10 protein-coding genes are annotated in these 12,448 nt (G+C 37.7%); 3 read left to right on the forward strand and 7 right to left on the reverse strand.

What is annotated here, in order from left to right; genetic code table 11:
* Positions 1-115: 115 nt before the first annotated feature.
* The 3 genes from gloA2 to EAF07_RS03270 form a co-directional block, all read right to left on the reverse strand.
* Positions 116-502: an SMU1112c/YaeR family gloxylase I-like metalloprotein gene (gene gloA2, locus EAF07_RS03260; RefSeq protein ID WP_121834854.1), complete on the reverse strand. Its 387-nt coding sequence runs from the start codon at positions 500-502 to the stop codon at positions 116-118.
* Complete coding sequence (locus EAF07_RS03265; protein ID WP_121834855.1) at positions 499-2,862, reverse strand: DNA translocase FtsK; 2,364 nt, start codon at positions 2,860-2,862, stop codon at positions 499-501. The genes gloA2 and EAF07_RS03265 overlap by 4 nt, the downstream gene beginning before the upstream one ends.
* A 111-nt stretch (positions 2,863-2,973) precedes the next feature.
* Positions 2,974-4,155 (reverse strand): hypothetical protein, encoded by a 1,182-nt coding sequence (locus tag EAF07_RS03270; RefSeq protein ID WP_121834856.1) that lies wholly within the window; start codon positions 4,153-4,155, stop codon positions 2,974-2,976.
* A 119-nt stretch (positions 4,156-4,274) separates the two neighbouring features.
* On the opposite strand from EAF07_RS03270, the gene EAF07_RS03275 reads away from it, so the two are divergent.
* The 3 genes from EAF07_RS03275 (at position 4,275) to EAF07_RS03285 (ending at position 7,740) form a co-directional block, all read left to right on the forward strand.
* The gene (locus EAF07_RS03275; RefSeq protein WP_121834857.1) at positions 4,275-5,066 is read left to right on the forward strand and encodes a peptidylprolyl isomerase; all 792 of its coding nucleotides are present in this window, start codon (positions 4,275-4,277) and stop codon (positions 5,064-5,066) included.
* Positions 5,067-5,236: 170 nt separating this feature from the next.
* Complete coding sequence (locus EAF07_RS03280; RefSeq protein ID WP_121834858.1) at positions 5,237-5,944, forward strand: hypothetical protein; 708 nt, start codon at positions 5,237-5,239, stop codon at positions 5,942-5,944.
* A 311-nt stretch (positions 5,945-6,255) separates the two neighbouring features.
* Positions 6,256-7,740 (forward strand): DUF1846 domain-containing protein, encoded by a 1,485-nt coding sequence (locus EAF07_RS03285; RefSeq protein WP_121834859.1) that lies wholly within the window; start codon positions 6,256-6,258, stop codon positions 7,738-7,740.
* Positions 7,741-7,809: 69 nt separating this feature from the next.
* Here the strand turns inward: EAF07_RS03285 and EAF07_RS03290 are convergent, their stop codons facing one another.
* The 4 genes from EAF07_RS03290 to EAF07_RS03305 all read right to left on the reverse strand — a co-directional run bounded on the left by EAF07_RS03290 (position 7,810) and on the right by EAF07_RS03305 (position 12,231).
* A complete protein-coding gene (locus tag EAF07_RS03290) occupies positions 7,810-8,496 on the reverse strand; it encodes a CPBP family intramembrane glutamic endopeptidase (protein ID WP_121834860.1) in 687 nt (228 codons plus the stop codon).
* A 552-nt stretch (positions 8,497-9,048) separates the two neighbouring features.
* Positions 9,049-9,318, reverse strand: a complete 270-nt coding sequence (rpsN, locus tag EAF07_RS03295) for a 30S ribosomal protein S14 (protein WP_121834861.1) — start codon at positions 9,316-9,318, stop codon at positions 9,049-9,051.
* Between the two features lie 587 nt (positions 9,319-9,905).
* Complete coding sequence (locus EAF07_RS03300; RefSeq protein ID WP_121834862.1) at positions 9,906-11,546, reverse strand: ATP-binding response regulator; 1,641 nt, start codon at positions 11,544-11,546, stop codon at positions 9,906-9,908.
* Entirely contained in the window at positions 11,530-12,231 is a 702-nt protein-coding gene (locus EAF07_RS03305) for a response regulator transcription factor (protein ID WP_121834870.1), read from the reverse strand. The genes EAF07_RS03300 and EAF07_RS03305 overlap by 17 nt, the downstream gene beginning before the upstream one ends.
* Positions 12,232-12,448: the final 217 nt, after the last annotated feature.

The raw sequence follows: 12,448 nt of genomic DNA on the forward strand, positions 1-12,448 counted from the left end.
TTAGAGGTTCAAAATGTAAATTTTGATTTTGGACAAGTATTAGTCCATCTCGCTCCGTAAGTTCGAAACAAATAAACCACCCGTTAGACGGGTGGTTATGATCTGCAATAAGCCATTATTCATGAATTTCTAAGGGGAGGCCATCTGGATCAAAGAAGAAGGCCATTTTCTTTCCATCGAAATCATCATAGCGTAGTTCTTCGTGGCGGATGCCTAATTGATCAAATTCTGCTAAACAGGTTTCGACACTTTCAACTTTAAAGGCTAGATGACGGAGGCCTGTGTGTTCTGGATTGGGCATAGCAGGGCGTTTCGGTGCATCTGGTTTGATAAAGATTTCTAAGGTCAACTGACCTTTTTTCACATTGAAAAGAATGTCATTTTTTTCAGGACGAATATGTTCATCCAATTGTTCAAAACCTAAATAATCGACGTAAAATTGTCGCGTTTTCTCATAGTTACTTCCAATAATCGCGACATGATGCACAGTGTCTAAATTCATTGCTCTAATACCTTTCTTGGTTTCGTTCCCTCTGCTGGTCCGATAACACCTGCTTCTTCTAATTCTTCCATGAGACGAGTTGCACGGTTAAAGCCAACTTGCAAACGCCGTTGTAACATTGAAGCACTCGCTTTTTGTGTTTCAATAACCATAGCTTTTGCTTCTGCAAAAAGAGGATCGCCCTCAGAAGCTCCGCCTTCTCCATCAAAACCACCATCTGTTTCAGAAACGTCACCAGGGTCAAAGGACTCATCATAGTCAGCTTCTGCTTGATTTTTAACAAAATTAACAATTCGTTCCACATCGTCATCGGAGATGAACGAACCTTGCAAGCGAATTGGGGCAGATTCTCCAATTGGATGGAAGAGCATATCTCCTCTACCAAGCAGTTTTTCAGCACCATTTTCACCTAAAATGGTACGTGAATCTGTTCCTGATGCCACGGCAAAAGCCACTCGTGATGGGACATTTGCCTTAATCAAACCGCTGATAACATCAACTGATGGTCGCTGCGTTGCCAGAATCATATGAATACCAGCTGCACGCGCCTTCTGACCTAGACGAATAATAGCATCTTCCACTTCCTTGCTGGCAACCATCATTAAGTCAGCCAACTCATCGACAATCACCACGATTAGGGGAAGGGGGACTTGTTTTTCTTGAGAAGAAGCGTTGTACTCAGCTACCTTGGCATTGTAACCTGCAATATTTCTCACACCGATATGACTGAATAATTCATAGCGGTTTTCCATTTCTTGAACAACTTTCTGCAAAGCTTTACTTGCCTTACGTGGATTGGTTACGACAGGAATTAAGAGGTGGGGAATATCATTGTAGACTGATAATTCAACCATTTTAGGGTCAATCATCATAAATTTGACTTCATCAGGTCTGGCTTTCATGAGAATGGACGAAATAATTCCATTGACCGCAACAGATTTCCCTGAACCTGTTGAGCCTGCGACCAAAAGGTGAGGCATTTTAGCAAGGTCAAAGGACTTAGCTGTGCCATTCACCGCTTTACCAAGTGGAATTTCTAAGAGATTTTCAGGTTTGGCATCTGATTGTTCCCATAATTCGCGGAAGGAAACTGTCGCAATCTCTGAATTCGGAACTTCAATTCCCACTAAAGATTTCCCTGGAATTGGGGCTTCAATACGCACATCCTTAGCTGCAAGAGCCAAGGCCAAATCGTCAGCCAAGTTTGAAATACGGTTAACACGAACACCCACCGCTGGTTTTAATTCATAGCGCGTCACTGACGGTCCGATTTCTGCCCGCTCCACCTTGACTTCGATACCAAAGCTCCTAAAAGTATCCTCTAAAACTTTGATATTTTGTCGGACAATATACTTTTCTTTCGTTTGGTTTTTCGGCTTATCTGGGGCAAAAAGATCAATCGTTGGTAATTGATAGAGGAGCGCTGCTTTTTTCGGTGAAAAATCAACCGTCACAGGCTCATCATCCTCGACAGGCACTGCTTCTTGTGACAACTCTTGAGGAGCCTCCTCTAGCAGATGATCCATGTCATAGACCTCTTCGTCTAATTGATAGCCTAAAATCTCTGGCTCAAAATCGTCTTCATAAGGTAGATTAGACACCTGTCCATCAACAGGCTCTAAGATTTCACCCGTTTCCGGATCGTAAGCTAATTCTGCCAGACGAGCTTCTTCTTCCAGTCTAGCTTGTTCTTGAGCGGCAGCTTCTTGTTGCTGTCTTTTTTCTTCGCGGCGGACAAAGCGTTCTTGGCGTTTCAACTCGGCATTGCTCTGCCATTTTTCAAAAGCTTGCGCAGTAAACTGTGATAGGTCATGGACATCCCAAGGGCTCATCAAAAACAGGCCTAGCAAAATGAATAGGGTGCCAATCATGAAGGTCCCAATATTGGTGACAAGGAAAGAAACTGGGGCATAAAGAATCGCACCAAGCATCCCTCCACCGACAAAGTGTTTGACTTCAAAAGCTGAGATATCCTTAGCAAGAAGACCAAGTGTTGTCTTGAAAACGGCTTTCCCAGCAAATGCCTTCATGGTAAATAGCCAAGCATGCCACTCCATCAAAAGCCCCATCATGAAAATCACAAAACCACTAACCAATCCTTCTATCTTATGAAAAAACTTAAAGCCAATCAAATAGATCATGGTAAACAGAAAGACTGGATAGGCTAGACTTCCTACAAAAAAGCGGCCAATATTGTAAAGAGTGGTTCCAAAAATGCCAATACGAAAGACTGCAAAAATCGAAAAAAGGACAACAATAACGGCTGTTATCAGTCGTTTAGTCGCCTGACTTTTTTCGAAATCTGCCTTGGTCTGACGTTTGGTAGAACGTTTATTAGATTGTTTTCGAGTATTTGACATAGCATTATTATATCACGTTTTTCTCGTTTTGAGGAATGAAGGCTCATTGGTCACTGATTTCTAAAAAAAGAGACAAGCTCTCTAAAAGAAGTTGCTTATCTCTTATATCGTTTATTCAGAATACTTATAGGTTAAAAAATAATCTCCATTTTTCTCCGTGAAAGTAAGGCTAACATCAGATAATTTTCCTGCATCAGCTGACCAATCGGTGTAATAAAGATTAAGCTCCTTGGTAAAACCATCTCCGTAATTTGACAATGTGTATTCAGCAAATGTTGGTTGTCCATATTTTGAAAGGATATCTTTCCATGAATTGCCCAACTCTAGCCGATCATAGTCACCTTCTATCAGTTTATCAAACTCTTCTTTGGTCCAAGTAGAGTTATAATCCTCCTCGGCTACTATTTTGATATCTTTCGCTTCAGTTGTCATATAGCCATGGTTTAGCATCCAATCCCCTAATTCATTTTGAAAAAAAGATAGGTCAACATATTTACTGTCAGTTTCATCACTATAAGAAAGAGTCAAATAATTATCTAAATAGGTTCCCCTATTAGCCATTCCATATTTGTCAACAAGCTCGTCTGCTGTGATACTTGAAGTGATTGTATCTGGTTCAAAATTTAGGGATTTGAATTTTTCCTCTGTCCAACGAAAAGGCGCATCTGGATCAGTATAAAACTCCTCGTCAAACGCTTCTTCAAAAGAATCTTCTTCGTCATAATCCCAATCCTCATCAAATCTGCTCTGAGCGATACTTTCAAACCTCTCTACGGTAGCATGATAAATTCCAACACTAGTCGCGATAACTAGGGCTCCTACGGCTAGTGGCAGAGCAATCATCGACAGGATTTTCTTTTTCTTATTAAAGTTAACCGCTAAACTCACAATTCCTAAAGTCAATGAAGCCAGAGACAGAGTCAAAAGTAACAAAGGCGACTTGAGCACTAGGCTTAAAAGAATTGTCACCCCAGATATGACAAATGACACAATCGGTAAAGCAATAATTTCCTTGCTAGGATTTAGAATAAATGTTTCAGTCGGCTTAGAACTAGAAATAACATTATCTGAGTTTTGAATAGTTTCTAGAGAGGGTGCCGAAATGGCAACTTCATCACGAACCGTTACAACCTCATCTGCGACAGCACTGTCTTCAAAAAACTTTCCTTCAGAAATCGGGATGATTGCTTTTGGACTAAAGCGACTTTTCTCGGCAGCTAAGACCTCTATTTCTGTCGGTGCACGCCCAACAACCGTCTCAAACAGCCGGCACCATTCTTCTCTTGTTTTCATATCATTCTCCTTATGAACTTTTTTCCATTATAACACAAATTTAGCATCACTTGTCATTTAAGCCATTCCTGATGACTTTATGGTAAAATAGAGAGGAATTTAAGATTTAAGGAGTACCTATGACAAAATTTGCAAAATTATCATTGCTTGCGCTAGCCTCTATGACTATTCTTTCAGGCTGCCAACAACTTGACCGTGCGATAAAAGGGGATGATTATGTGGATGCTCAGCTTGCTTCTAAGAAAAAAAGCGAACACATCGAAAAGCTCAATCAATCAGATACCGTTTTCCCACAACTTTCTACAGAAGTGGCTGAAAATGAAGCTTCCATTGTGATGCATACTACCAAGGGAGATATCACCATAAAATTATTCCCAGAAGAAGCCCCTCTGGCGGTTGAAAACTTTTTGACGCACGCTAAAGAAGGCTACTATGATAACGTCATTTTCCACCGTGTCATCAATGAGTTCATGGTTCAATCTGGTGACCCACTCGGCAATGGAACAGGTGGTGAATCAATTTGGAAAGATAAGGACAGCAAGATTGATAGTGGTTTTGGTTTCAAAAACGAAATCTCTGACTACCTCTACAATATCCGTGGTGCCCTTTCAATGGCCAATGCTGGACCAGACACCAATGGTAGCCAATTCTTTATCGTTCAGAACCAACAAGATTGGTCTGCGCAATTAGATCCAAGTTACTACCCAGAAAAAATTATCGATGCCTATAAAAAGGGTGGTTTCCCAAGCACTTCTGGTGGAGATGGTAACTACACCGTCTTCGGTCAAGTCATCAAAGGTATGGACATCGTTGATACTATCGCCTCTGTCGAAACCAACGATGCCGACAAACCACTGGAAGATATCGTTATCAAATCTATTGAAGTTACCAAAGATTATCAATTTAAGTAAATAAAAAGATAGGATAGTATGATTAGCTATCTTATCTTTTTTGTAGTAATCCTCATCAAAATCACAAGGCATCAAAATCACAAACCAATCAAAGTCCCTGAAAGTTACTAAAATATTTCAAAATATCTATTGACATTATATATATATAATGCGCTTAGGAGGAATATTCTATGAAATTTTTTGGTAAAATGGTAGCTAACAAATTAGCAACAGTATTGGTATTACTAGTCATTTTAGCAAGTCTAGGACTTTTTATTACTTGGAAAATAAACCGATTTAATGGAACTTCAAATGCTCAGTACAATTTTGTCCTCAAAAAATTCACAAAGGAAAATCAGTTACTGGTTGCAGGAGCTGAGTGGGAAACCACTCGAAATCAAAATTTTGAATCTGAAGCTACTAAAAAATGGCCAAAATGGACGAATTTTTTCAAAGACCTTATTATCAGCCGAGACATCGAAGTTAAAGTTCCTATAAAAACAGAATTTAAACTTGATTTAACTCAGTTAAACCAGGATGATATCGAACTCAAAGATAATGTCTTAACCTTTAAAACGCCTTTAACAGTCAATGTTGATAGTCAACAAGAGGGGAATCCCAAAATTGTTAGCTCCTCTTCTGGAATTGTTGATAAGGCAGTTGACCTTCTTACTGCTAGCAAAAAAGCGATGGATTTTCTAGAAGAAAAGGCTCAAGAAACCGTATATGAAACTAGTCAAGAGGCTATCAAGGATAGCGAACGTCAGGAAAAAGTTGCAAAGTATGCCGCTGAAAATCTTGAAAAACTACTCAATTTAGATAATCAAAATCAAGAAAAAATTGATGTTCAAATCTCTACCGCTGACCTGACATTCAAAAATACTGACCCTAAAAAATAAGGTAAGATAGTAGCATTTAACTCACCACAAACCAAAATCAGCTAAGGACATCCCCACAGGATCCTCACAGGAAATTTTTCCTAGTTGACAAAATTTCTAATCTCTGATATATTATTGTTCGGGCACCTCTTTTTGAGGTCGTAAAAAGCTCCCTAGTTTCTAGGGGGTTATTTTTGTTTTTTCTCTCAGAAAAATGCTGAGCGCGCAAGCTTTTTCTAGAAACTAAAAAACATTTCCCAATCACACTAAATATCATCGAAATCACACCATTTCGCCATGATACAGACTTAAACTATTTTTGGAGAACAACAATGATAAAACAAGCTTTTAACTCTGAACACTATTTAAACCTGCAACGAGATCATATTTTAGAGAGAATCGCCCAATTTGATGGTAAACTCTACATGGAATTTGGCGGTAAAATGCTTGAAGATTTCCATGCTGCTCGTGTGTTACCCGGCTATGAGCCTGACAATAAAATAAAACTCCTCCACGAACTCCGTGATCAAGTTGAGATTGTTATTGCAATCAACGCTAGCAATATTGAACACTCTAAAGCTCGCGGTGACCTTGGTATTTCCTACGACCAAGAAGTTTTCCGCTTAATTGATAAATTTAATGACTTGGATATCTTTGTAGGTTCTGTCGTTATCACACAATACTCTGGTCAACCTGCAGCTGATGCCTTCCGTAAAGAACTTGATAAACACGGCATCGCCTCTTACCTCCACTATCCAATCGCTGGATATCCAACAGCCATTGATCACATCATTTCACCAGAGGGAATGGGGAAAAATGATTACATTCAGACTAGCCGTAACCTCATCGTTGTGACGGCACCTGGACCTGGTTCAGGTAAATTAGCAACTTGTATCTCTCAACTTTATCATGACCAAATCAATGGGGTGACTTCTGGTTATGCGAAATTTGAAACTTTCCCTGTTTGGAATTTACCACTGCACCATCCAGTTAACCTTGCCTATGAAGCTGCAACAGCAGACCTTGATGACGTTAACATGATTGATCCTTTCCACTTGGAAACCTATGGAAAAACAACTGTCAACTACAACCGTGACATTGAAATTTTCCCTGTTGTTAAGCGCATGCTCGAACGTATCTTAGGAAGCTCACCATACGCTTCTCCTACCGATATGGGAGTTAATATGGTCGGCTTTGCCATTACAGATGACGAGGCTGCCAAAGAGGCTTCTAAGCAAGAAATTATCCGTCGCTACTATCAAACCCTTGTTGAATTCAAGGCAGAGCGTGTTGGCGAAACAGCTGTTAAGAAGATTGAACTTCTGATGAACGATCTTGGTATTTCTCCATTGGATCGTTTGGTGACAAAAGCTGCGCGTGAAAAAGCTGAATTGACTGGTGCACCTGCTTTGGCTATGGAATTACCAAATGGACAAATCGTCACAGGTAAAACCTCAGATCTCTTTGGACCATCTGCCGCAGTTATTGTCAATGGTATCAAAGCCCTTGCTGGTATCGCTAAGGATACTCATTTAATCGAACCTGAGTATGTCAAACCAATTCAAAATCTAAAACTTAGCCATTTAGGAAATCGCAACCCACGCCTTCACTCTAGCGAGCTATTGATTGCTCTTGCCATTACCGCTATGAACAATGAAGAAGCTGACAAAGCGATGAAAGAACTTGGCAACCTAAAAGGCAGCGAAGTCCACTCAACTGTAAATCTTCCAGAAGAAGATAAAAACGTCTTCCGTAAACTCGGTATCAACGTAACCTTTGACCCAATTTACCAAAAAGACAAACTCTTTAGAAAATAAATAATAAAAAGTGCTAGACGATAATTTTTACTCGTTTAGCACTTTTTAGTTTCTATCTTAAAAATTAGTTTATTGCAATTGCCCTAATATTCCCAGCGTCTCTAATAAAATAAAGATGTAAGCTAGGCTATTATTTAAAATATGAGCCACCGTTGAAAAATAGATATTCTTTTTCCAAAGATAAACGACACCTAGTAACAAACCCAAACCACTATAGACAACAAGTGATAACAACTCACCAAAGGAATAGATATGAACCAAACCAAATAGTAATGATGAGACTAACAATCTAGCGAATTGAACACCCTTTTTTGATTCTCCTTCTCCAATTAAAATTTTTCGGAAAATCAACTCTTCATTAATAGGACCGATGATACTCACAACTAAAATAAAGAGAAATGTTTCAAAACCTTCACTTGCAATATAACGATTCGCTAGAACTGCTTCATTACTAGATTCTTCTAATGGCAGACTGCTAAGTAAAATATTAGCTACATAAAGACCGACAAAAATCAGTATTACCCATAAGATATTCTGAAACACTTTTTGTGAAAATTGCTTTGCTTCTTTTACATAATCGTCTCGATACAGCCATAACATCCCGACACCAAAAATCAGCAAGTGGCGCCCATAAAATAAAACAGTATTTAACAACGGTGGTAATTCAAAATGATTACTGATTTGACGATACAGATAGACTGCCATCACATAAAGTACGATTAAAACAACTGAACGAGAACGTTTTAGTGTGTCCATAATTTCCTCACTTCTATTATGTATTTATCTAACGCTAGAATATTACATCATTTCATTTGCTAGTGCAACCCTTTACAACAATCTTAAGCTATTTTTATGGTAAACTTTAGATTATTTTAATCATTTTTAGATATTGTTTATTTTTGCTATTCTCAATCGCCTTCTATCACTGCTTATTTCATTTATAGTCGAATGAATTAGCTTTAAGACAAGGGACTGAGACGCAAACAGTACTTGAGTACGGCAAGTCGAAAGTAACGATATATTAAAGTTAATTCAAATAACTATATTTATCCGATGTTTCCCCAAATCTTATACTACACGACTTTAGGTATTATCCTTTTAATTCAAGCGACTAGATTTGCCATCTCATAAATCGTACAGCGAAAAGCCCAGCATCTTGGCATACTGAGCTTTGACCATAAATCAATAGCATCTATGATTGCTAAAATAATGTTTTGACATGCTATGGCTATTAGCACATCATACTCTCTTCCTTATTAATTGACTTACACTTCAAAGAACAAGGAGAGCAAAAGTAATAGACAACTATTACCAACTTGCTTTTTTGACACCTGGGATTTGTCCCTTATAAGCTAACTGACGGAAATTAATACGACTCATGCCAAATTTGCGCATGTAAGCATGTGGTCGTCCGTCAATCAAATCACGATTTTTCAATCGATTAGGGTTTGAATCACGCGGCAATCGACGAAGCCCTTCATAGTCTCCTTTGGCTTTTAATTCCCTACGTAATTCAGCATATCGCTCAATCAATTCCTGTTGCTTCTTAAATTTAGCGATTTTGGATTTTTTTGCCATACTCCCCTCCTTTTCTGATATGATGTGCAATCAAATTAACCAGTTAACTAAATTGCAATAATTATTATACCTATAAGTTCTAAAATTAGCAAGTAAAAACATTAACTGGTTAAATATTTTTTTGAATTTTCCGTTGATAATACTTAACAAAAATCAAAAATTACTTTTTTGCTTCTTTCTTAAAAGTGCGGACGCTCCAAAGGTCTGGGAGACCTTTGGAGGTGGGAAATAGAGTTGACGAAGTCAGTCTCCCAACCTTCTACGGAGTTTCATTGCTAGATTTGAGCTTATCTCTATCGCAGTAGATAATTGGCTGTACTTGTCGACTACTCGACAGCGTCCAACCTAATCATCCTTGCGGGGGAACTACTACGAAATTGACTTTCAATTTCTGTAGTTCTCCCAAAAATCCGTTCTTACCAAGCAAATTCCTCTCGCTCTTTTATTTCTGAGCTTGGGCTAAAGAAGCTCTGGAAAATCAATCCATTTATTGGTTCTTGATTTGACTTAAACTGCTAATTTTGATTTTGGATGAGTATTACCCAGCCTCTTTAGGATTATATCTCATTTTTGCTACCGCAATACCATTACATATTTTCTAATTCAGTTACAATTGGTAAGGTAAGCTCAAAGACTTTAGAATAAGGGGCAACATTTTCTGTTCGAAGGCATATATTTCCCCCATGTAAGGTAACAATCTGCTTAACAATGGCTAAGCCAAGTCCAGTCCCACCTTCTCCAGACGTTCTTGCAGAATTTCCTGTTACAAATGGTTGAAAAATAGTTGCTGCAATATCTGTTGAAATCTTTGTACCATCATCAGCAATAGCTAAAATCAAGGTATGTTCTTCACTTCTCACCTTGAAAGATAAAGTTGTTTGTGAAGGATTGTATTTTATGAAATTATTCAATAAGTTATCCAATGCTCTGGTAAAGCGAGAATCATCAAGTTGAACAAAATAAGACGTTTCTGGAATTTCAATGTTCAAGCGATAATCTTGCAACATAAACTCATCATAGCGTTTTGCCCAATAATTTCGTAAGTATTCACAAAAATCAATACGCTCTGCCTGCAACTTAAAATTCGGATGCTGAGCCTGACTAAACTCAAATAAAGAAGAAATCAACTCACCTAATAAAATCGATTTTTGATGGATAATATGAGTATAACGCTCCCTAGTCTCCTCAACAACAAGTTTGTCTGTTAAAGCCTTAGAATAACCTTGAATAACCGTAATAGGTGTCCTTAAATCATGTGAAATATTAGCAATCATCGTTTGCTTACTTTCTTCTAATTCACGACGTTTTGCCTCACTATTATAGAGTTCAAGAGATACGGCATTAAAGGTTTCAAAAATCTCCATCAATTCCCTTGGTCCACTATAATCAGATACGGTCTCAACCCTATCCTTTTGAGATAATTTTTTAATCGCATCATCCAAAACTTTCAGCGGTACGGAAATTCTTTTGTTCAGTCTCCAGGTAAATACAATGATAACAATCACTACCAACAACAATAAAAATCCCAAATTAAAGATGATACGGTCATAAAACGTTTGCACTTCCAAACTAGTATCGTATGGTCTAAACATCACTACGGACATTTCTTCACCACTATCTGTTTTAAAATCATGTTTATACAGATGGTATTCATCAAAAAGCGTTTGAGTTAAAATTCTAAGTTCTCGAGACGTAAACCGTTTTTTCTGGTTTGACTCCTTTGACACTAAGATATTAAGATTGTTATCTAATAGATAAACGAACTCTTCTTCTTCAACAATCACATCAGAGGCAACATACTTATCCATTGATTCTCTATTTCTTTGGACAAAATAACGCATGCTACCATCATCAGTTGAATAAGGGGTACTAGTATAATAATAGTCTGCATCATAAGGCAACATAATCTCTAATTCTTCATTAGAAAAATTATGATTATGAGAAGGATCACTTGAGTAAACAATCCCCTTATCATGAGAAATGATTTCATAAAACTGCCCATACCGATTAAGCACTGAGAATAACCTAGAATCGAAATTCTCTTTTTTTAATTGCTTCTCAATCTTAGATAACTCCATTTTGGAAACGCCCATATTAAAGGTTGCCATAACTGTTAATGATAGGTAAATCCAAGTAAACACAGCTACCAATAGGATGATCATGTAAATAATAAACTGCCCTAAGAGGACTTGAACCAAACTAGCACGCTTTTTAGATTTGTTTTTCAAACTTATATCCTATCCCTCTTAATGTCTTAATATAAACGGGGTTCTTGGCATCATCCTCAATCTTATCACGGAGGTTAGAAACATGGACAACAATGGTATTATCATCTCCCTCCATATACTGGGAACGACCATTGATTTCCTCATAAAGCTGCAATTTAGTAAAAATTTGCCCTGGATATTTCATCAATTTTTGTAAGATTTTAAACTCAGTTGCTGTTAAAGGAATGATCTCATCGTTTTTATTAAGAATAGCTTCATCAACATTCAACCGTAAACTGCCAACTATGATTTCCTTTGACTCTTTATTAGCCGGCCCATTTAACTCATAATATCTTCTTAAATGAGATTGCACACGTGCCACAATTTCCAATGAATTAAAAGGTTTCGTCACGTAATCATCAGCACCGATATTTAGCCCTAAAATCTTATCTACATCAGATATTTTAGCAGACAAAATGATAATCGGAATATTACTATCTTGTCTAATCAATTTCGTTAGCCCGTAACCATCTAGTTTAGGCATCATGATATCAACAATAGCCAAGTCTACCTCATGACTTTTAAAAAGATCATAAGCAGCTTCACCATCATGAGCTACCAACACCTTATAGGCTGAACTTTCCAAATATAATTGTAACAATTCTACAATATCGTGATCATCTTCAGCAAGTAGTATCGTATGCATAACTTTCGCCTCTTTCTTTATTGACTTCAACATCTTTCTCTTTATTTTAGCATTTTTAAGCAATTATGAAAATAATCATAGCCAAAATGACACGACAAACGCATGAAATCTTCTATTTCCATTTTGCAAGTGTTGAAAGTTTTTTGCCCTAAAGCAATTGTTTTAAATACTTGTCAAAGGACAGACTTAGGGCATATTTCTTACGACGCAGACTCAT

This window comes from Streptococcus hillyeri (assembly GCF_003686955.1).
Classification (GTDB): Bacteria; Bacillota; Bacilli; order Lactobacillales; family Streptococcaceae; genus Streptococcus; species Streptococcus hillyeri.

Coding starts and splice junctions, on each gene's coding strand:
- gloA2 (WP_121834854.1), bottom strand. CDS start 502: ATGAATTTAGACACTGTGCATCATGTCGCGATTATTGGAAGTAACTAT.
- EAF07_RS03265 (WP_121834855.1), bottom strand. CDS start 2,862: ATGTCAAATACTCGAAAACAATCTAATAAACGTTCTACCAAACGTCAG.
- EAF07_RS03270 (WP_121834856.1), bottom strand. CDS start 4,155: ATGAAAACAAGAGAAGAATGGTGCCGGCTGTTTGAGACGGTTGTTGGG.
- EAF07_RS03275 (WP_121834857.1), top strand. CDS start 4,275: ATGACAAAATTTGCAAAATTATCATTGCTTGCGCTAGCCTCTATGACT.
- EAF07_RS03280 (WP_121834858.1), top strand. CDS start 5,237: ATGAAATTTTTTGGTAAAATGGTAGCTAACAAATTAGCAACAGTATTG.
- EAF07_RS03285 (WP_121834859.1), top strand. CDS start 6,256: ATGATAAAACAAGCTTTTAACTCTGAACACTATTTAAACCTGCAACGA.
- EAF07_RS03290 (WP_121834860.1), bottom strand. CDS start 8,496: ATGGACACACTAAAACGTTCTCGTTCAGTTGTTTTAATCGTACTTTAT.
- rpsN (WP_121834861.1), bottom strand. CDS start 9,318: ATGGCAAAAAAATCCAAAATCGCTAAATTTAAGAAGCAACAGGAATTG.
- EAF07_RS03305 (WP_121834870.1), bottom strand. CDS start 12,231: ATGCATACGATACTACTTGCTGAAGATGATCACGATATTGTAGAATTG.